The organism is Cupriavidus plantarum (assembly GCF_905397285.1).
Lineage (GTDB): Bacteria > Pseudomonadota > Gammaproteobacteria > Burkholderiales > Burkholderiaceae > Cupriavidus > Cupriavidus plantarum.
Window position 1 is genome coordinate 209181 of the sequence record NZ_CAJPUX010000002.1, and the last position, 20091, is coordinate 229271.

A 20091-nucleotide genomic window follows, 5' to 3' on the forward strand; every position below is an offset into this window, starting at 1 on the left:
GCGGCGGCGTGGGCGCTTACTGCATGTACCAGCCGTGGCTGACGACGAAGGACTGGCCCGTCAGCGCGGAAGAGGGGAATGCGCACAGGAACAGCGCGGTCTGCGCGACATCCTCGACGGTCGTGAACACGCCATCGACCGTGCCGCCGAGCATCACGCGGCGCACGACCTCTTCTTCGCTGATGTTCAGTTCCTTGGCCTGTTCCGGAATCTGCTTGTCTACGAGCGGCGTGCGCACGAAGCCCGGGCAGATCACGTGCGAGCGCACGTTGCGGTCGCCGCCTTCCTTGGCAAGCACGCGTGCCAGGCCCAGCAGGCCATGCTTGGCGGTCACGTAGGCGCTCTTGAGCGGAGAAGCCTCGTGCGAGTGAACGGAACCCATGTAGATCACCGTGCCGCCGCGCTTCGGGTCCTTGTACATGTGGCGCAGCGCCGCGCGCGTGGTCAGGAACGCGCCATCGACGTGGATCGCCTGCATCTTCTTCCAGTCCGCGAAGCTGTACTTCTCGATGGGGTTGACGATCTGGATGCCCGCGTTGGAGATGAGGATGTCCAGGCCGCCGAATGCCTCGGCCACCTTGTCGGTCGCCTCGTCCACGGCCTGCTCGTTCGTCACGTCCATGGCGATCGGCAGCGCACGCCCGCCCGCGCGCTCGATTTCCTCGGCGGTGGCCCGCGCGGCATCGAGGTTCAGGTCGGCGATGGCGACGGCCGCGCCCTCGCGTGCGAGCAGTTCTGCGATGGCCTTGCCGATGCCGCTGGCGGCGCCGGTCACGATGGCGGACTTGTTCTGGAGTTTCATGATGTGGCCTTCAGTGAGAAGAGAACAGCGGTGGGGTCATGCAAGGTAGTCGAACGCGACCTCGCCCAGACCGAGCGTGAGGTCCGCGATATAGTGCTTGGCGCCAAGGACTTCCAGCACCGGCAGCGACGCAACGGGCGCGAGGGCATGCGGGGCCAGCGACAGCGCCGCGGGACCGGTCCACGCGCCCTTCATCTGGACGTCCTTCAGAAAGTAGCAGACGAGCTCGAGAATGCGCGGCGAGCCGTCCACGTGCGGAATGATCTTGAGCAAATAGTTAGGCGTTTCGGAAAGCGTGTGGCCTAAAGCGTCCTTGTCGATTTCACGATGCTTGTAGCCCATGGTGCCGGTCGCCACGCGCACGGGACCATAGTCGAGCGTGCCGACCAGCGTGTCGGTATGCACGGCGAGCTTGGGACTGGCGAGCTTCTTCGGGAAACCCCACAGCTCGCGTCCGCCGGCGAGCGGCGGATGATCGTCGAGGAACATCGCATGGGTATAGCTGCCGGCGCGGCCCTGATAGCTGATCGGAATGACCTGGCCCGACTCGGTGTAGTCGCCGAAGCCGGTGGAGTCCGGCATGCGGATGAATTCGTAATGCACGATGGGGTCCGTGATCTCCAGCGGTTCCGGCACCGCAGCCCGAAGCAGCGCGGGATCGGTGCGGTACGTAATGACGAAGAACTCCCGGTTGATGAAGCGGTACGGGCCCATCGGGTAGGCAGGGCTGCAGAGCGGAGACGCGAATGCGCGCTCGCGGATCGTCTTGATTTCCATGGGTAAACGGTCCTCAGGGTGATGTCGCAGATGGGTGACTCACATATCGCGCAGCAGCGGTTACGGCTTTGCCCGCGATGCGATCCATTGTGGGAGCCCGGACGCATGATCGCCATCACACCTATGGGTGACTCGCTCCGCCCTGCTGTGTGCGGCATGATGCGCCCGAGCTTGCGGATTCTTTCGATTGGCCTACGATCCAGACAACCCTGCCCGTCCCGCCCATGTCCATCACGCCCTTGCCGACGCTTTCCGCGCCGCGCCGCATCCTGTTTGTCACATTCCCGAAATTCGGGCTGCTCGACCTCAGCGGCCCCCAGACCGTGTTCTGGTGCGCGACCCACCTCGCGCATGCGCGCGGGCTGCCAGGCTACGATTGCCATACGGTCAGCCTCGGCGGGGGGCTCATAAGGTCGATCGAGGGCGTGGTGCTCCATACGGAAGACGTCGAACGCTTCCAGTCGCGCGACGTCGACACGGTGATCGTCCCCGGGACGCCCGAGATTCTCGATGTCGTCGATGCCTCGCCGCATCTGGTGGAATGGCTGCGGCATACCGCGGCGAGCGTGCGCCGCACGGCCTCGGTATGCACGGGTGCGTTCTTCCTTGGCGAGGCCGGGCTGCTGCAGGGACGCCGCGCCACGACGCACTGGATCAATATCGACGATCTCGAGGCGCGCTTTCCCGCCGTCACGGTGGACCGCAACGCGATCTTCGTGCAGCAGGACCCGGTATGGACGTCGGCCGGTGTGACGGCCGGCATCGACCTCGCGCTGGCGCTTGTCGAAGCGGACCTGGGGCACGATATCGCGCTGGCCGTGGCGAGGCAGCTGGTCGTGTATCTCAAGCGGCCAGCCGAGCAGCCGCAGTTCAGTGAGATGCTCAAGGCGCAGGTGCGCGACACGCCGGCGTTCGATGGGCTGCACCTGTGGATTCTCGACAATCTGGGCGACGAGGCGCTGACCGTGGACCGCATGGCCGCGCGCGTGAACATGAGTCCCCGGAACTTTGCGCGCGCGTACAAGGAGAAGGTTGGCCGCACGCCCGCCAAGGCCGTGGAGCACTTTCGCGTGGAGGCCGCGTGCCGGCTCCTGCGCGCGTCGGAGCGTTCGATCGATCAGATCGCGCGTGCCTGCGGCTTCGGCGACGAGGAGCGTATGCGCGTCACGTTCCGTCGGCATATGGGATTGTCGCCATCCGAGTACCGTCAGGACGGTGCCGTGGGCCGTCCACTGTCCATCGATACGCAACGCTGACCAATACCCCTGAAATCCTGCCAATCTGCCCGACCGACATTGCCTTTGCGCTAACGCATTAGCAGAATGACTCGCATGTCGTGCAAGACAGATACCCGCCAGCAGAAGGCGAGACAGGAAAGGGGGTGCCGATGACCGCGTTCGCTACGATCGCCGCGTCCGTGCAGGCCGAGATTGAGGAAGTCATCGCATTCGGCGCGTTCCGATTGTTTCCCGCGCGGCGGCGGCTGGAACGCGATGGCGTGTACGTACCGTTGAGCAGCCGTGCGATGGATATCCTGATCGCGCTGCTGGAGCGCGCGGGCGACGTCATCGACAAGCGCGAACTGATCGCGCGCGCGTGGCGGAACATGGTCGTCGACGAAAGCAATCTGCGCGTCCATATCGCCGGGCTGCGCCGGCTGCTCGACGATGGCGACGGCGGCGCCCGGTACGTGACCAATGTGCCGGGGCGTGGCTATTGCTTCGTGGGACAGATCACGCGCGTGCGTCGCGCGCTGCCGGGAGCACCGCGGCAGGGCGCGGTGACGGGCGGGGGTGTGGAGAGGGTTGCGGAGCGGGTTGCGGAGAGGGTTGCGGAGAGGGTTGCGGAGAAGTCGGCGGCGGAGGAAGACGCCGCGCGCGCGCCGGTCGTCCCCATCCTGTCGGGCGGATCCATGCCCCAGCGGCTCGCGCGCATGGTCGGCCGTGACGAGGCCGTTCGGGATATCGCGGCCGCGTTGCCCGCGCATCGCTTCATGTCGATCGTCGGCCCCGGCGGCATCGGCAAGACAACCGTCGCGGTGGCCATCGCGCACGGGGTGGCGTCCCGATGCGGCGCGGCGACATATTTCATTGACCTTCACGCCATCGACCGTGGCGCGCAATCGGACAACGATGCGCTACGCCGCGCGCTGGAGGCCTTCGCGGCGACATTGCCCGCGACGCCCACCCTGATCGTCCTCGACAACTGCGAACACGTGTCGTGCACGGCCGCATTGTTCGCGGAGCGGCTGGTGGCGCGTTCGCCGGCGGTGCATGTGCTTGCCACCAGCCGCGAGGCGCTGCGTGCGGAGGGCGAACAGGTCTACCGCCTGCCGCCGCTGGCCAGCCCGCCCTACGACGCCCCGTTCACCGCGGCGCAGGCGCAGGCGTATCCAGCGGTGCAGCTGTTCCTCGAACGTGCCGAAGCCAACGGTCATCCGATCGCGATGACCGACAGCGATGCGCGGCAGGTGGCGGATATCTGCCGGCGGCTCGATGGCATACCGCTCGCGATCGAGCTCGCGGCCGGGCGCGTGGGCGCGTTCGGCATCGATGGTACCGCGGCATTGCTCGACACGCGGTTTCTATTGCACTGGCAGGGCCGCAGGACAGCGCCTTCGCGCCATCGCACGCTTGGCGCGCTGCTCGACTGGAGTCACGATCTGTTGTCCGATGTCGAGCGCGCGGTGTTTGCGCGTCTGGCGGCGTTCGACGACGCGTTCGCGCTGCACACCGCGCTCGATGCGATTGACGAGGGCGAGCGTGCCGATGTGGTGGACGCCATCGACGGCCTGGTCGCCAAGTCGCTGCTGGCGGCGAAGGCCATGCCGGACGATACCGTGCGCTACCGGTTGCCCGCGGTGGCGCGCGTGTACGCAGCGGAGAAGCGCCGGACGCGACATGCCGCCGCGCGGGCCCAGCCGCTTGCCGAAGTCGGATAAGGACAATTCACAACGCCCGCGCCCGTCGTCTCGGCGCCACCGCGCCGCAAGCACGCCAGGCACGCCATGCATGATCAGCGCGCGCGCCGTGCCATGCGGCGGCACTCAAATCCTCCTCCATGCAGGCGGGTACAGCGGATCGTAATCGCTGAGGCACGCAAGATTCAGCGCGCGGATGCGTTCCGTCACGAAGTCGATGAACACGCGGATGCGCGTGGGCAGATGCTGCCGGCTGAGGTAGCAGACATAGTGGCCCCGGTCGTCCGGCGCATGGCGCGCCAGCGCGATGACGAGCGCGCCCGAGGTCAGGTGGTCACAGATCTGGTAACCCGCCATCTGTGCGATGCCGTGGCCATCGAGCACCGCCTGCAGCACGAGGTCCGCATCGTTGAACGTGAGCGTGCCACGCGGCTGAACCTTGCGCGCCTCCCCGGAGACCTTGAACTCCCATTCGAAAAGGCGGCCATTCGGGAAGCGGAAGTTGATGCCATTGTGGTGGGCGAGTTCCTCGATGCACGCGGGCAGCCCGTGCTCGCTCGCGTACGCCGCCGACGCGCACAGCGCCATCTGCATCGGAATGATCTGCCGCGCGATGATGCTGGAGTCCTCGATGCGGCCGTTACGGAAGGCCACGTCGATGCGGTCCGCCGCGAAGTCCGTATGGCGGTCGTCCAGCAGCAGGTCGATAGCGATGTCCGGAAACTGGCTGCGAAAATCGGCCAGCAACGGGGCCACGACCTTGCGGCCGAAGCCGACCGTCGCGCTGATGCGCAGGAGGCCAGAGGGCGGGCCCTCGCGCAGTTCGCGCATGTCGTTCATGGCTTCGACGATGCGCTCGACGCCCTGATGGCAGTTCTCGAAAAAGACCTCGCCCTCGCGCGTGAGCCGCGTCGAGCGCGTGGTCCGAAGGAACAGGCGGGTGTGGAGCTGGTCCTCCAGCCGCTGCACGCTGCGGCTGACCGCCGAGCGGCCGATGCCGAGGCGCTCGCCCGCCTTGGCGAAGCTGCCTTCGCGGACGACGGCGATAAAGGCCATGACGCCCGCATAGCTCGTTGCGAAGCTGGCGGACAGCGCGTCCGTGCCCGCGTCCGGCGCGGAGTGCGAGGATTCGACGATTCTCATGGGTACCGGCACATCGACAGGAGTATCGCGCCGATTGTTGCCGGGGCCGCGCGCCGTGCGCGATGCGTCTAACGACGTTTCACAACGCTTAACGCCGGGCTCCCGGTTGTCATGTGGGAGCCGTGATGGACCGCGTGTCAGGCGGCTTTGCGGGCTGGCGCCTTTTTTGCCGCGGCGTTCTTTGCCGTGGGCTTCCTGGCTGCCGCTTGTTTGGCTGCCGCTTTCTTGGCTGCCGGCTTTTTCGTGGCGACCGTCTTTTTTGCGGGTGCCTTGGACGGGGCGGACTTCCTGGCGGCGCCCTTAGCTGGTCCCTTGGCCGATCCCTTCGCCGACACCTTAGCCGACACCTTAGCCGACACCTTAGCCGGCGCTTCCTCCGCGGCAGTCGCCTCGTCGGATCCCTTCTCCGCCGCGCGCTTCCCGGGCTTCCCCCGCTTCCCAAGACTGTCCCGCAACAGCGCCATCATGTCGATGACCTTCGCGCCCTTGGTGGCGGGCGCGGTGTCCTCGCTGGCCGGCGTCAGCAGATGCGTATTGCCGGATTTGATCTTGGCGTCGATCACGGCCATCAGGTCGTCGCGATAGGTGTCGCGATACTGTTCGGGCGCCCAGTCCTCCGTCATGTCCTCGACGAGCTTCTCGGCCATGTCCACCTCGCGCGCGGACGCGCCCTGCTTGCCGCCCTTGGGCAGCGCAAGGTCTTCGATCGGCAGCACCTCGTCGGCAAAGCGCATGGTGTTGAGCACCAGCGCCTTGCCCGAGACCAGCAGCGCCGCCAGATGCTGGCGGTTGCGCAGGACGACCATCGCGAGCGCGGCGCGGCCCGTGCGGCGCATCGTCTCGTGCAGCAGCGCATAGCCGCGTTCGCCCCGTTTGTCGGGTTCGAGGTAGTAGGGCGTCTCGAAGTAATAGGGCGGAATGCTCGCCGCATCGACGAAGCTGACGATGTCGACGGTCTGGGTGGCCTCGACGTTGGCCTGCTTGAAGTCTTCATCGCTCAGGACCACGTACTCGTCCTTCTCGTACGCGTAGCCCTTGACGATATCGTCGCTCTCCACGGGCTTGCCCGTGTGCTTGTTGATGCGTTGATACCCGATGGGCGCCATATCGCGCTTGTCGAGCATGTCGAGGTCCAGCGTGTGCGTGCGAGACGCGGGCTTCAGGACGACGGGGATGTTGACGAGGCCAAAGCTGATGGCACCTTTCCAGATGACGCGCGACATGGCCCCCCCTTCAGGCGCGTTGCGGAGGCGGCGGGGGCACGTCGCCCGGCGGCGGATCGCTGACCGGATCGGCGGGCATGTCGGGCGGCGCCTCGGGCGGCGGCACTTCCGGCGGGGGTGGGGTGATATCGGGTTCGGGGGTGATATGCAATGTGGGCTCCCTTTTTACAGGTATGTTCCGTGCTCAGGCGTCCAGCTCGTCCAGCAGACGCGTAATGGCATCCAGGTCGGCGGGCTTGACCAGATGGAGGTCGAAGCCCGCGGCCCGCGTGCGGCGGCGATCGTCGGGCTGGCCGAAGCCGGTCAGCGCCACGAGCCGGGCATTGCGCAGTTCGGGAATCTCTCGCAGGCGCCGCGCGGTTTCAAAGCCGTCCATCGCGGGCATGCCGAGGTCCAGCAGCACGACGTCCGGGCGGACGCTTGCCGCCTGCTCGACGGCACTCTGGCCGTCGGACGCCGTCACGACGGTATGGCCGAGCGTCTGAAGCGTCATTGTCATGGCTTCGAGCGCATCGACGTTGTCGTCGATGAGCATGATCGTGTGCGCGGAGCTGGCCTGCGCGCGCGGCTTGCCAGCCGACGGTTGCCAGTTTTGCCACGGCTCCACGGGAAGCTCGACGATGAAGGTGCTGCCGTGGCCCGGTCCCGGGCTTTCGGCCGATACGCGCCCGCCGTGCAGCACGACGAGTTTCTGGACGAGCGTCAGGCCGATGCCGGGGCCCTCGCGCGCGGCGAGATTGTCGGGATGGCCGTCGTCCTCGGGCAATGCGGTGGCAGAGACCTGATCGTCATGCTCGGCGAGCGCCTGCGATTCCTGTGCGTCATGCAGCTGGCCAGTGCCGGGATCGTGGACGGCTGGCGCGAGCGGATCGAACAACTGCCGCTGCAGCATCGCGGACAAGCCCGCGCCGTTGTCGGCGACGCGCACCACCACCTTGTCGCCCTTGGCGGAACTGGCCACGGAAGCCGTCACGGTGAGCGTGCCGCCTTCCGGCGTGTATTTGGCGGCGTTGTGCAGCAGGTTGGCGAAGATCTGCGTGAGCCGGACCATGTCGCCGCAGACGGGTAGCGGCTGCTCCGGCAACGACAGACGCAGCGTATGGCGGCGCGTCTCCAGCAGCGGGCGCACCGTTTCCACGGCCGTGTTCAGCGCGCTGCGCAGTTCGACGAGGTCGCGGCGCAGCGTGATCTTGCCCTGATTGAAGCGCGACACGTCCAGCAGGTCATCGACGAGCCGGGTGAGGTGGCGCAACTGACGACCGATGATGTCGCGCGCGCGGAACATGTCTTCACGCGACGGCGCGCCGCGCTGGAGCAGGTCCACCGCGCTGCGCATCGGCGCAAGCGGATTGCGGAGTTCGTGCGCGAGCATCGCGAGGAATTCGTCCTTGCGTCGCTCTTCGTTATGCAGCGCGCGCTCGGCGCGGTTGTGCCGCGTCACATCCTGGCAGATACCCGCCACGCGCAGGCAACGGCCATCGGCGCCGCGCACGGGAAACGCGCGCATATGGACTTCGCGGATCTCGCCCGTCGGCCGCTCGAGCTGGAACTCGGTGTCGAGGCGGCCGTCGCGGAGCATGGCATCCCATTCGCTGCCCATGCGCTCGCGTTCTTCGGCCACGACCCAGTCCACCCAGCGCTTCGGTTCCCGCTGGATGGCTTCCACGGGGCGGCCCCAGAGCGCTTCGAACGACGGGCTCACGAACAGGAAGCGGCGCGCGGCGGGATCGAAGATCCAGACGACGTCCGCCAGCGACTCCGCCAGCTGACGGAAGAGGTCCTCGTTCTCGTGCAGTTGCTGGGACGTCCGGCTATACGCGTCCTCCGCGCCGCGCATGCGCAGCAACGCGTTGATGCTGGAGACGAGTTCTTCGGGCTCGATGGGCTCGACCAGAAAGCTGTCTGCGCCGCCATTGAGCGCCTGCGCGCGGCGATGGGAGTCCGTCACGCCGGGCGAGGTCAGCAGCACGAGACTGCGCGCGGTCTGCGGATCCGCCTTGACGAGCCGGCACACTTCGAGCCCGTCGATATCGGGCAGCCGGGTGCCGAGCAGCACCACATCGGGCTTGTGCTGACGCACGAGCGACAGCGCCGCCTGTCCCGAGGATGCCTCGAGCACCGTGAAATCGGCGCGGTGAAGAATCCGGCTTTTGACGTACCGCGGTCCCTCGCGGTCCTCGACGTTGAGGATCAGCGGGCGACGGGCGGCGGCCGGGGAGGCGGAAGGTGTCGGCGCGTGCTGGGACGCAGGGAGGGACATGTTCATGGCTGGCAAGCGGCGCGGAACGTCGCGGTAGCGGAAGCGGCGATCAGGAAAGAACGAGGAGCGTCTTGTAGGTGTAGGTCTGGAATCACGTCAAATACGTCTGAAAGTGCCGAGGGCCATACCGGCAGGCAGCCAACGCCGCCCAGTAAGGTCCCCTTTGTAATAATTACCCGCATGGTGCGCCGTTACCGTGTAATTTTTGGGATGCGCCTCATAGCGGGAGACGCGCCGGCGCGTCTCCCGCCGGACTCGCCCTGCGGCGGTCTGGCGCGGTTCCTGGGGTGCACAGCGGGTGGTGTCTCATGGTTCGCCTCGTTGCTGGAGCCGGAAACGGCTTGCGTTTTCCGTCCGGAGTGGCAAGAAGCGTGCCGCGCCCTTCCTCCCCGCTGACAGACGGACGCCTACAGCCGGGGAGGGGGCGGAGCGAGGGGTGCAGGCGTCAGGTATTCGCGAGCAGCTTGCGGGCCTTCGTCAGCGTCTGCCGGACCTTGTCGTGCCCGGCCCACGGGTCATGAGCCGCCAACGCCTCGAGCCGGTCGGCCACATTGGCGATGGTCCATTGGGCGGAAGACGTCAGGCCATCGAGTTCGTCCCACGCGACCGGGATCGATACGCCGAGGCCGGGCCGGGCGCGCGCGGAGAAAGCGGCGGCGGTGGTAGCCCCGACACCGTTGCGCAGGTAATCGATGAAAATCTTGCCAACACGGTTGCGCGGGCCGCTTTTGACAACAAAGCGGTCCGGAATCGTGGTGGCCATGTGGCGAACCACGTCCTGTGCAAAGTCGCGGACTTCGTCCCATCCGGCCTTCGCGGCGATCGGCACCACCACATGCAGGCCCTTGCCCCCGCTGGTCTTCAGGAAGCTTTGCAGGCCGAGCGTATCGAGCAGCGTCTTCACGAGCTGCGCGCCCTCCTGGATCTGGGGCCATTCGACGCCTTCGCCGGGGTCGATGTCGAACACGATACGATCGGGCTTGTCGATGGCCTTCGCGCGCGCGTTCCACGTGTGGAATTCCACGACGTTCAGCTGCGCCACGGCCACGATGGCGCTCTCCGACGCGATCTCCAGCAACGGGGGATGGCCGGGCCAAAGATCCGGGTCGAGCTCCCTGACGCCCTCGATATCGAGCGTGTCGCCATGGCGCTGGAAAAACTGTTGCCCGTCGATACCCGCCGGGGCGCGCACCATCGCGATGGGGCGGCCCTTGAGGAACGGCAGCATCAGGCCCGCCGCGCTGGCGTAATAGCGCACGAGGTCGCCCTTGGTAAGCCCGGTGGATTTGTCGATGACGCGGTCCGCATGGCTGATGACGATCTTGCCGAGCTTCGGTTGGCTCGCCCGTGGCGGGGCTCTCCTGGCGGGCGCCTCCGTTGCCGCCTTCGTGGCCTTCGTGGCCTTCGTAGCCTTCGTAGGCGTCTTTGTCGCTGTCTTGGCTGCTGTCACCGGTTTCTCCACAGACACCGCCCCCGCGGGCTTGTCCGTCCGCAGCCCGCGAAACACGGAATGCCGGACGCGACCCTCCTTGGTCCACGCGCCGAACGCGACTTCCGCCACCAGCTTCGGCTTGACCCAATGTCCCTTCACCCCGCGCGGCAGGTCCGCGAAGGGCGTCTCGTCCGCGACCAACGCGTCGAGTTGCTTGCGCAGGCTGTCGAGCAGCGCGGTATCGAACCCCGTGCCGACGTTGCCTGCATACCGAAGCTTGCCGTCCGCGTCATGCACGCCAAGCAGCAGCGATCCGAGGCCGCTGCGGCTGCCCTTGGGATCGGTAAATCCGCCGATCACGAACTCCTGCCGCAACTGGCACTTGAGCTTGATCCACGTATTCGCGCGCGTATTCACATACGGCGCATCCACGCGCTTGCCAATCACCCCCTCGAGCTTCATGCGGCAGGCGGCCTCGAGCATGTCGTGCGGATCCACCTCGTGGCTCTCGCTGAAGCGCAGCCGTGGCGCGGTGTTCGCCGCCATCAACTGGCCCAGCAATGCCCGCCGCTCGGCCAGGGGCACCGCCCGCAGATCGTGCCCCGCGTAGTAGGGCAAATCGAACAGGTAATACTGGATGGCGTCGACACGAGACGTTTCGAACGCGTTCTGCAGCGCCTGGAAATCGGTCGCGCCGTCGGCGTCCACCACGACGATCTCGCCGTCGAGCCAGCCATCGGGCAACCCAAGCGTCCGCACCTCCGCCGCGAGCGACCGCAACTTGCTGGTCCAATCGTTGCCATTGCGCGTGAACAGCCGCACGTCGTCGCCATCGACCCGCGCTAGCAGGCGATAGCCGTCGAACTTGATCTCGTACTGCCATTCGCCGTAGCCGGGCGGCGCATCGACGAGCGTCGCGAGTTGCGGCGCCAATGCCAACGGCAACGCGGCCTTCTTCGCGTCCCGCGCCACCGCGTCGGGAAGCGTCACCGCCGCGGCCTGCCTGCCGCGCGCGGTTTTTCCCCCTTCAGCGCTCTTGCGCGACTTGCCCTGGGTCACGGCTTTTGCGGTGCCCGCCAGCACGCTGTCGGGGAAGGCCTCCGTGACATCGAACTCCGATGCGGGCCGCGCGAGTTCGTCGCGCTCCTTGATGAGCAGCCACGCATCCTGATCCCGCTGCCGCTTGCCGCCCATGCGCACGAGCGTCCAGTGCCCCTGCATCTTTTCCCCGCGCAGCTCGAACTTGAGCTTGCCGTCTCGATAGCCCTGCTCAGGGTCGGTCAGCGGAATCCATACCCCGCGGTCCCAGACGATGACGGTGCCGGCGCCATAGTGCCCGGCGGGAATCACGCCTTCGAAGTCCGCATAGTCGAGCGGATGGTCCTCGACGTGGACCGCCATGCGCTTGTCGGCAGGATCGTAGCTCGGCCCCTTGGGGACCGCCCAGCTCTTCAGCGTGCCATCGAGCTCCAGCCGGAAATCGTAGTGCAGGCGCCGGGCCGCGTGCTTCTGGATGACGAACGAAAGCGCCTTTCCCGCGCGGGCGCGCGCCGCCTTCCTGCCGGAGGGCTCGGGCGTCGCGCCGAAGTCGCGCATCGTCTGGTACTTGCCCAGCGGCGACGGCTTGGGTCCCGAAGTTGTGCTCTGCGAGGTTCTGGCCATGGTCGATACCCTCTGATGCCGCGATGGCGATGTGTCTTTCAGCTTATGCAGCAAACGGCGCCCCGGAAATAAGCCACCGTCCTACATGCGCGCTTTGTAAATCTGCATCGCGGCGGGCGTGTGCCGCTGCGACAAATACAAGGTGCAAATCAAGGTGGATGCGCGCTGCCGCACCGGGAACGGGAATTGCGACGATGGATCGATTCTGATTCGTTACCGTTCAGGAGGACGCGTCACCATGGAATCCGCGAAAAAGGTCGAACTCAAGAAGATTGGATCGCAGGTCATCGTGATCACCGGAGCGAGCAGCGGCGTCGGGCTCGTCACCGCACGCGCGGCGGCCGGGCGTGGCGCGAAACTCGTGCTCGTGGCGCGCAGCGAGGAAGCCTTGCATCAGCTTGCTGAAGAATTGCGCGAACACGGCACCGAGGTCATCACTGTGAAGGCCGATGTAGGCAGGCAGGAAGACGTCGCGCGCGTCGCGGAGATGGCCATCGAGCGCTTCGGTGGCTTCGACACATGGATCAACAACGCGGGCGTAACGATCTTCGGCCGCCACGACGACGTGCCGCTGGAGGACCAGCGGCGGCTGTTCGATACGAACTACTGGGGCATGGTCCACGGCTCGCTGGTCGCGGCCGCGCACATGCGGCAACAGGGGGGCGCCATCATCAATATCAGCAGCGAGGCGGCCGACGGACCCATGCCACTGCAGAGCGCATACGCTGCGTCGCAACATGCCATCAAAGGCTTCACGGACACGCTGCGGCTCGAGCTCGAGCAGGAGAAGGCGCCGATCTCCGTAACGCTCATCAAGCCCGCCGGACTGGAAACGCCCATGGTCTCGCATGCGAAGAATTTCCTGCATTGCGAACCTCAGCAGCCGCCGCCGCTCTACGATCCGGCGCTGGCCGCCGACGCCATCCTGTTCGCGGCGCAGCATCCACGCCGCGATCTGTTTGTGGGCGGCGCGGCCAAGGCGTTCTCGGCGGCGGCGTATCACGCGCCGCATGCGTTCGATCGCTTCATGCGGCGCTTCATGTGCCGCGCGCAGCAGACGAGCACACCCGCGGGACCGCGCGAGGACAATGCGCTGTATGACGGCGCCAACAGCCTGGTCGAGCGGACCGGCCATCGGCGCGCGTTGCATTCGTGCCCGTACACGACGTCGGCGCGGCATCCGCTGCTGACGACGATGGTCGTGATGGGGGCGTCGGCGGCGGTGGCCGCCATGCTGCGCAGCCGCCGCTGAATCGTTACCCGAGGCTTAGCCGCGCGCCAGCAGGGCGACGGGCAACTGGTGCAGGACGTCCCGGATACGCAGATGCCCCGCGTGCACGGCGATCGTCCGGCCCGTCAGCACATCGACCCATGCTCCACCGTCGCGGGCGCGTAGCGCCGTATCGCCCCAGCACTGCGCCGGAATGCGCGGCATGTCTGGTTCCACATGCCGCGCTGCGTGCCGCGTGACCACCGTGATGGTTTCCAGGCCGCCGCACTGCCGTGAGAACGCGAGCACGTGCGATGCCATGTCCCCGCTGGCCACCACCGGTTCGCATGTGCCGGCGGTGAACAACATCTCCTGACCGCGGCGGAACTGCAGGACCGCGCGAATCAACTGCTGCTTGATACGGCCGTCGCGCCAGTGCTGGAGCCAGTGCGACCACCCCGCCGTGCACTCGCACTGCGCGCGCAGCCGTTCGTAGTCGGGCGCGCGACGGTTGTCGGGATCGACGAGGCTGAAGTCCCACGTCTCGGTGCCCTGATAACGGTCCGGCACGCCGGGCGCCGTCAGTTGCAGCAGCGTTTGCGACAAGCTGTTGAGCGCGGCCGCGGGGCCGAGCCGATGCGCGAACTGCCCGATGCGTTCGAGCACACCATCGGCTTCTCCCGCGCCCAGCGCCGCGACGAACGCCTCGCACGCGGCTTCGTACTGCGGATCCGGATCGGTCCAGCTGCCGTGACGCTTCGCTTCGCGAATCGACTTCGTCTGCCACGCAAGCACACGATCGACGAGGTCGCGCTGCGCGCCCTCGGATGCCAGCGTGCGAGGATCGGCAGGCCAGGCGCCGAGCAGCGTCTGGTAGAGCATCATGCGATCGACGCCGTCGGGGCCCTTGGGCGAAGCGGCCAGCACGGGCGCCATCCGGGCCTCCCATGCTTCGACGGCCGCGCGCCATTCGTCGGCGAGTTCACTCAGCACCGCGAGCCTCATGCGCGCGTCCTCGCCGCGCTTGTGGTCGTGCGTCGCGGTAGCGAGCATCGCGTGGCGCGGACGCGCGAGCAGCCGCGCGAAAAAATGTTCGGGCGAGATCGCCAGCACGCCGGGATCGCTGCCGACCTCGTTGCGCGACAGCAGGCGGCCATATCGATAGAACGCCGTGTCCTCGCCACCCTTGGCCGCGAGGGCGGGCATGATCTGCTGGAGCTTCGTGCGCAGGTCGCCAGCGGGGGTGCCGATCGGCGAGCTGTCACGAAGGGATGCCACGATGAGATCGAGGGCCACCTGTTCGTCGCCGAGTAGCGTGGCCCGCGCGCGTTCGGCGGCGGCGTCGAGCAGCGCATCGTCCGCGGCGGTGCCAGCGGGGTCGGGAGACGCGCCATGGGAAGCACCCGCGGCAGCGCCAACATAATACGTGCGATAGACGGGGATCTGTAGCAGCAACGCGTGGAGCGCATGCCGCAGCGCCGCGAGCGTGATATCGCGCAGTTCTGGCGTCGCGCGGACGCGCGCGTACAACCGCGCGCATGCACCGCCGAATTCCGTCATCAAATGCCGGTCGAGAATACGTTCGCGGCCGGCCCTGACCTGGGCCGGATAGTCGCGCGTGTCGTGGCCGATCTCGTGCCACAGCGCATCGAGCGTCGCTTCACCGCGTTTGTGATGCAGCACCGCGGCCACGTCGTTCATGAAGTCGTAGCCCGTGGTGCCGTCCGTCTGCCAGTCCGCGCGCAAGGGCTCGTCTTCCCCGAGGATTTTTTCGATCACGATCCACGGATGCATGCGCGCCTGCTCGCCGGGACGTCCCGGCCGCAGCGCGTCGAGCCGCGCGCGCAGTTGCCGGCAGTAGCCGGCCGGATCGGCGAGCCCGTCCACATGATCGATGCGCACGCCGTCGATCCATCCTTCGCGATAGAGCCGGAACACGAGTGCATGGGTGTCTTCGAACACCTCCTCGCGCTCCTGCCGCAACCCCACGAGTTCGGTGATCTCGAAGAAGCGGCGCCAGTTGAGCTCGGCGGCGGCCGTGCGCCACCATGCGAGGCGGTAGTGCTGGCGCTCGAGGAGGGCGTTCCACGCCTCGGGCGTATCGGGTGTATCGGGTGTATCGGGCGTATCGGGCGTGTCGGGCGTATCGGGTGTATCGGCCGTCATCGATGGCGAATCCGCCAGCGGCAACGTCTGCTCGCCATAACGCAGCACGGCATGCCCCTCGGCATCGCGTTCGATCGACAGGGCGCCGGACTTCAGCGTGTCCCAGTACCGCTCGCCGAGAATCGGCACATGCACCTTGCCGGCGAGCGCGGGATCGCGCGAGTCCCAGTCGATGTCGAAGTGATGCGCGTAGCGGCTGTCCCGCCCGTTGGCGAGGACGTCGCGCCACCAGCCGTTGTGCGTGACATCCGCGGCCATATGGTTCGGCACGATATCGATCACGATCCCAAGCCCTGCATCGCGCGCGGTGCGGCACAGGGTGTAGAAACCCTCTTCGCCGCCGAGTTCGGGATTGATGCGCGTGCAGTCGGTCACGTCGTAGCCGTGCGTCGAACCAGGACGCGCGCACGTGATCGGCGACAGATACAGATGACTGATGCCAAGCGCCGCATGGTAAGGCACGAGGGCCGTTGCGTCGGCGAAGGTGAAGCCCGCATGCATTTGCATGCGCGCCGTGGCGCGGGGCACCCCGGCAAGGTCGAGATCGGTCATGAGTCCGTCGATAGATACTGATTGCCGGGGCGGGCCGCTTCAGTGGTGAGAGAGGTGAGCGTGGTGAGTACCGGTCTCCGCGCGATGCAGGCAGGTGACGCAGCATTTCGGCGGCAACTCGCCACCGGTCAGCGCGGCGATGCCGCCAGGCAACAGGTTCGAGTGCAGCGCCGTGGATGCTTCGCATTGCGCCGGCACCGGGTTGTCCCCGAGGTTGAGCCAGATCGACAGCAGGCTGCCGTCACCGAGCGTCCAGCGCGCAACAAGCGCGCGATCGCCGAGAATCTCCACGCCAGCGCTGCGCGTACCTGCCAGACGCGGCACGATCTCGTGCCGGCGGATCGCGAGCAGCTCGCCATAATAGTGATGCCACGCGCGGCAATAGCCGTCCGTGTCGTCGCAATGCGGCCGCGACGCTTCGAACGTTTCCACGGCGTTCGGATCGGGAATCTGTGCCGCGCGCGATTCGTCGCTGAAGGCGGCGGCGGCCCCGAATTCGCGGCGGCGGCCATCGCGCACCGCCTGGGCAAGTTCGGGCGGATGATCCGTGAAATACAGGAAGGGTTCTCGCGCGCCGTCTTCCTCGCCCATATAGATCATCGGGATCTGCGGGCTCAGCAACTGCAACGCGACCGCGGCGCGCAACGCATCGGGATCGGCAAGCGTGGTCAGGCGTTCGCCGAACGCGCGATTGCCGGTCTGGTCGTGGTTCTGCAGGAACATGACGAACGACGTGGCCTCGAGCATCCCGCTCGGCTGCCCGCGGCGGACTTCGCGTCCCTGAAGCGGGCCGTCCGCATCTCCGGAGCGGTGCGGAGACGTTTCGCCCTGCCACGCAAAACCTTCGCCCAGCACGCGCGCCAGATGGCGCAGCGCGGGCGTACCGGGGCCCGACGGCGTCGTGCCAGGCAGATCCTCGTTGAACTCGCCGTAATAGCCATCGTGCTCGCCCGTGAGCAGGACATGCAAGGCATGATGCGCGTCATCGTTCCATTGCGCGTCGTAACCGCTGCGCAACAGACTCGCATCGTTGTGATCGTTCTCGAGCACGAGGTGGACGTGCCGGTCCTTCAGGCATTGGCGGAGATGCTCCGCCATCTGAGGCAGCCAGCCCTCGTCTTCGATCGCATGCACCGCGTCCAGACGCAGGCCGTCGAAGCGGAACTGCTCGAGCCAGTAGCGGGCGTTCTCGGTGAAGAAGCGCCGCACTTCGGGCTGGCGGAAGTCGATGGCGGGGCCCCACGGCGTCTGCCGGTCTTCGCGGAAGAAGCGGCTGGCGTAGCTCGGCAGATAGTTGCCTTCGGGCCCGAAGTGGTTGTACACGACATCGAGCAGCACCATCATGCCGAGGCCGTGCGCGGTGTCGACGAATTCGCGCAATTGGTCCGGCGTGCCGTACGCGTGTTCGGGCGCGAACGGCAGCACGCCGTCATACCCCCAGTTGCGCGCGCCCGGGAATTCCGCGATGGGCATCAGCTCGACTGCCGTGATGCCTAGCGCGGAGAGCCGTGGCAGCACACGCAGGGCGCCGGCAAAGCCGCCATGCAGGCCCACGTGCATTTCATAGATCACGGCTTCATGCCATGGCCGGCCGGTCCATTCGACGTGCCGCCACGCGTAGCCGGATTCGTCCGACGGATGCCAGAACACGCTGGCGCCATGGACGTCTTCCGCCTGCGCGCGCGAGGCCGGATCCGGGATGGTGGTGCCGTCATCGAGGCGGAACCAGTAGCGGGCGCCGTGGCAACACGCGGTCACGGCCTCGAACCAGCCGCGATCTCCCTGCGACATCAGGATCGGCTGCATGCCCGCGATCTCGAGGCGCACCGATTGTCCCTGTGCGGCAGCATCGGGCGCCCACAGACTGAAGCGTACGCGGCCGTCCGCAAGCGGCGCCGGGCCGAAGCGATAGAGCGCCTCGCCGTTGTCGCTGCAGGGCAGCGCCCGGACGTCGCCACCCAGTGTTTCCCAGTTGGCATGCGGCGGCGCGGGGGCCGCCGTTGGCTCGATCGACATCGTCTGTGTCATCACGCGTCCTGGTTCAGGCAAGTGTGGCCGCGGCCACGGGCTCTACGGTCGCGCCCTGCGGCTCGGCAACCGCGGTCGGACGCGCGGGCTTGCGGGTACGCGGGGCCTTGGCCGGCTTTCGCGCGGCGGCCAACGCTTCCTCGCGCTCCCTGGCTGCCGCCAGCGTTTCGGCGTGCGCCAACTGTTGCTCCACCGGTTGCGCCGTCGGTTGCATCAGCGGTTGCGGCGCGATGGCGAGTTCCGGTGCAAGCGCGCCATACAGCGCCATGTACTGGCGCGCCGGGCTGTCCCAACTGAAGTCGGTCTGCATGCCGACGCGCTGCATGGCGCGCCAGTGCCGCGACTTGCCGAGCCAGCCCAGCGCGCGCGTGATGGCTTCCGCCATGTCCTCGGCGCTCTCGCCGTCGAAGATGATGCCATTGGCGCGCGGTGCCGGTGCGGCTTCGTGGCCGACATCGCGCACGGTATCGGCCAGGCCGCCCACGCGCGAGACGATCGGCACCGTGCCGTAGCGCATCGCGTAGACGGGCGTCAGGCCGAACGGTTCGAAGCGGCTGCCGTGCAGTAGCGCATCGGCACCGGCATGTAGAAGATGCGCGTCTTCTTCGCGATAGCCGATGGCCACCGCCACGCGGTTCGGGTAGCGCGCCGCCAGATCGACGTATGCGGCTTCCAGCTTCCGATCCCCACACCCAAGGATCGCGAACTGCACATCGTCATGGGCGACGACGATCCGCTCGATGGCATCGAGCGCGACGTCGGCCATCTTCTGATGTGTCAGGCGGCTGCCCATCGCGATGACGGGGAGGCTCGCATCCTGCGGCAGACCGAAGCGCGACTGCAACGCGGTCTTGCAGGCCTTCTTGCCCGTCACGCTGCGCGCATCGTAGCGCTGCGGCAGCAGGCGGTCGGTCGCGGGGTCCCAGGCGGCAGTGTCCACGCCGTTAGGAATGGCGCCCAGCACGTGCGCGCGGTGATCGAGGAGACCATCGAGACCGTGGCCGAAGTGGCTCGTCCGGATCTCGCGGGCATAAGTATGGCTGACGGTCGTGACGCGGTCCGCGTAGCGGATGCCGGCCTTGAGGAAGTTGAGCTTGCCCCAGAATTCGATGCCATCCGGCACCAGATATTCGTCGGGGATCCCGAGCACGCCGGCCAGTTCCATCGGGAACACGCCCTGAAATGCCAGGTTGTGGATCGTGCAGACCGTCGGCGTGCGCAATCCGCGCATGCGCATGAACAGCGGGGTCAGTCCGGCGTGCCAGTCATGGGCGTGGACCATCGAGGGGGCCGGCAGCGGCGTCTCGCCCGCGGCGATCGCGGCGGCGGCATGTGCGAGTGCAGCAAAGCGCTGGGCGTTGTCGCAGAAATCGCGACCCGTCGGGTCGACGTAAAGGGAGCCCGGACGATCGTAAAGGGAAGGGCAATCCAGAAAGATCACGCGTGCGCCGCTGTCCGGCATCTGACCCTCGAGCAGCCGCGCGGGACTGTGGCCCGGGGGCAGCTCCATCGGCAGACGGATCGCGCCCAGGCTGCGCACGCCTCGCGCAGACGCGATCGCGCGCGGGTAGCCCGGCATCAGCACCGACACGTTTGCGCCGCGCCGATGCAATGCGCCCGACAGGCCGCCGATGACGTCGGCGAGGCCGCCGGTCTTGGCAAGAGGTTGCGCTTCCGCCGCGACAAAAAGGATGTTCGCGTTCAAGGTTGGACTCCGGATTGAGTGCGAACGGCGTGTGCGGCAGGCGTCGCCGCACGGGGCTCGTTCTTGTTATTGGCTCGTGCGCGGAAAACGCGCGCGGACGTCCAATGCGAACTCCGTGCCAGCCTGCTGCAGTGCGTAAAAACCGCGCCGGCGCGCGAGCGGGCACTCCCGCCGCCCACCGCGCGTTGTCATACCGATGTACAAGCTTCGT

General features: G+C 67.1%; 13 protein-coding genes. 3 read left to right on the top strand and 10 right to left on the bottom strand.

Annotated features, from left to right (window positions below):
- Positions 1-16 precede the first annotated feature (16 nt).
- A complete protein-coding gene (locus tag KHP16_RS09730) occupies positions 17-802 on the bottom strand; it encodes a 3-hydroxybutyrate dehydrogenase (RefSeq protein ID WP_109583527.1) in 786 nt (261 codons plus the stop codon).
- A 36-nt stretch (positions 803-838) separates the two neighbouring features.
- Entirely contained in the window at positions 839-1579 is a 741-nt protein-coding gene (locus tag KHP16_RS09735) for an acetoacetate decarboxylase (RefSeq protein ID WP_109583526.1), read from the bottom strand.
- 224 nt (positions 1580-1803) lie between these two features.
- Between KHP16_RS09735 and KHP16_RS09740 the strand changes: the two genes are divergently transcribed.
- A complete protein-coding gene (locus KHP16_RS09740) occupies positions 1804-2835 on the top strand; it encodes a GlxA family transcriptional regulator (protein WP_109583525.1) in 1032 nt (343 codons plus the stop codon).
- 131 nt (positions 2836-2966) lie between these two features.
- Entirely contained in the window at positions 2967-4520 is a 1554-nt protein-coding gene (locus KHP16_RS09745) for an ATP-binding protein (protein ID WP_211960086.1), read from the top strand.
- 105 nt (positions 4521-4625) lie between these two features.
- Here KHP16_RS09745 and KHP16_RS09750 read toward each other — a convergent pair whose 3' ends face one another.
- From KHP16_RS09750 to ligD, 5 genes are all read right to left on the bottom strand, one after another.
- On the bottom strand, positions 4626-5642 hold the full coding sequence (locus KHP16_RS09750; RefSeq protein WP_121491682.1) for a LysR family transcriptional regulator: 1017 nt from the start codon (positions 5640-5642) through the stop codon (positions 4626-4628).
- A 137-nt stretch (positions 5643-5779) separates the two neighbouring features.
- On the bottom strand, positions 5780-6865 hold the full coding sequence (gene ku / locus KHP16_RS09755) for a non-homologous end joining protein Ku (RefSeq protein WP_211960087.1): 1086 nt from the start codon (positions 6863-6865) through the stop codon (positions 5780-5782).
- A 10-nt stretch (positions 6866-6875) separates the two neighbouring features.
- Positions 6876-7016, bottom strand: coding sequence for a hypothetical protein (locus KHP16_RS09760; RefSeq protein WP_167468447.1), 141 nt, complete (start codon positions 7014-7016; stop codon positions 6876-6878).
- A gap of 33 nt (positions 7017-7049) precedes the next feature.
- Positions 7050-9131, bottom strand: a complete 2082-nt coding sequence (locus tag KHP16_RS09765) for a hybrid sensor histidine kinase/response regulator (RefSeq protein ID WP_415831410.1) — start codon at positions 9129-9131, stop codon at positions 7050-7052.
- 439 nt (positions 9132-9570) lie between these two features.
- The gene (ligD, locus tag KHP16_RS09770; protein ID WP_211960088.1) at positions 9571-12219 is read right to left on the bottom strand and encodes a DNA ligase D; all 2649 of its coding nucleotides are present in this window, start codon (positions 12217-12219) and stop codon (positions 9571-9573) included.
- A gap of 238 nt (positions 12220-12457) precedes the next feature.
- Here ligD and KHP16_RS09775 point away from each other — a divergent pair, with 238 nt between their 5' ends.
- Positions 12458-13471, top strand: coding sequence for an SDR family oxidoreductase (locus KHP16_RS09775; RefSeq protein ID WP_121491679.1), 1014 nt, complete (start codon positions 12458-12460; stop codon positions 13469-13471).
- A 15-nt stretch (positions 13472-13486) separates the two neighbouring features.
- On the opposite strand, the gene treY is transcribed toward KHP16_RS09775, so the two are convergent.
- Genes treY through glgA form a run of 3 tightly spaced genes read right to left on the bottom strand, consistent with a single transcriptional unit; the run spans position 13487 to position 19880 of the window.
- The gene (treY, locus tag KHP16_RS09780; protein WP_211960089.1) at positions 13487-16147 is read right to left on the bottom strand and encodes a malto-oligosyltrehalose synthase; all 2661 of its coding nucleotides are present in this window, start codon (positions 16145-16147) and stop codon (positions 13487-13489) included.
- Between the two features lie 39 nt (positions 16148-16186).
- Complete coding sequence (gene treZ, locus KHP16_RS09785) at positions 16187-18175, bottom strand: malto-oligosyltrehalose trehalohydrolase (RefSeq protein WP_211960090.1); 1989 nt, start codon at positions 18173-18175, stop codon at positions 16187-16189.
- 13 nt (positions 18176-18188) lie between these two features.
- Positions 18189-19880 carry a glycogen synthase GlgA gene (gene glgA / locus KHP16_RS09790; RefSeq protein ID WP_211960091.1) on the bottom strand — a complete coding sequence of 564 codons (1692 nt, stop codon included), beginning with the start codon at positions 19878-19880 and terminating at the stop codon, positions 18189-18191.
- Positions 19881-20091 lie beyond the last annotated feature (211 nt).

What these genes read in the sequence shown, in the direction of transcription:
- KHP16_RS09730 (WP_109583527.1), bottom strand. Translation starts at nt 802, where the DNA reads ATGAAACTCCAGAACAAGTCCGCCATCGTGACCGGCGCCGCCAGCGGC.
- KHP16_RS09735 (WP_109583526.1), bottom strand. Translation starts at nt 1,579, where the DNA reads ATGGAAATCAAGACGATCCGCGAGCGCGCATTCGCGTCTCCGCTCTGC.
- KHP16_RS09740 (WP_109583525.1), top strand. Translation starts at nt 1,804, where the DNA reads ATGTCCATCACGCCCTTGCCGACGCTTTCCGCGCCGCGCCGCATCCTG.
- KHP16_RS09745 (WP_211960086.1), top strand. Translation starts at nt 2,967, where the DNA reads ATGACCGCGTTCGCTACGATCGCCGCGTCCGTGCAGGCCGAGATTGAG.
- KHP16_RS09750 (WP_121491682.1), bottom strand. Translation starts at nt 5,642, where the DNA reads ATGAGAATCGTCGAATCCTCGCACTCCGCGCCGGACGCGGGCACGGAC.
- ku (WP_211960087.1), bottom strand. Translation starts at nt 6,865, where the DNA reads ATGTCGCGCGTCATCTGGAAAGGTGCCATCAGCTTTGGCCTCGTCAAC.
- KHP16_RS09765 (WP_415831410.1), bottom strand. Translation starts at nt 9,131, where the DNA reads ATGAACATGTCCCTCCCTGCGTCCCAGCACGCGCCGACACCTTCCGCC.
- ligD (WP_211960088.1), bottom strand. Translation starts at nt 12,219, where the DNA reads ATGGCCAGAACCTCGCAGAGCACAACTTCGGGACCCAAGCCGTCGCCG.
- KHP16_RS09775 (WP_121491679.1), top strand. Translation starts at nt 12,458, where the DNA reads ATGGAATCCGCGAAAAAGGTCGAACTCAAGAAGATTGGATCGCAGGTC.
- treY (WP_211960089.1), bottom strand. Translation starts at nt 16,147, where the DNA reads ATGACCGATCTCGACCTTGCCGGGGTGCCCCGCGCCACGGCGCGCATG.
- treZ (WP_211960090.1), bottom strand. Translation starts at nt 18,175, where the DNA reads ATGACACAGACGATGTCGATCGAGCCAACGGCGGCCCCCGCGCCGCCG.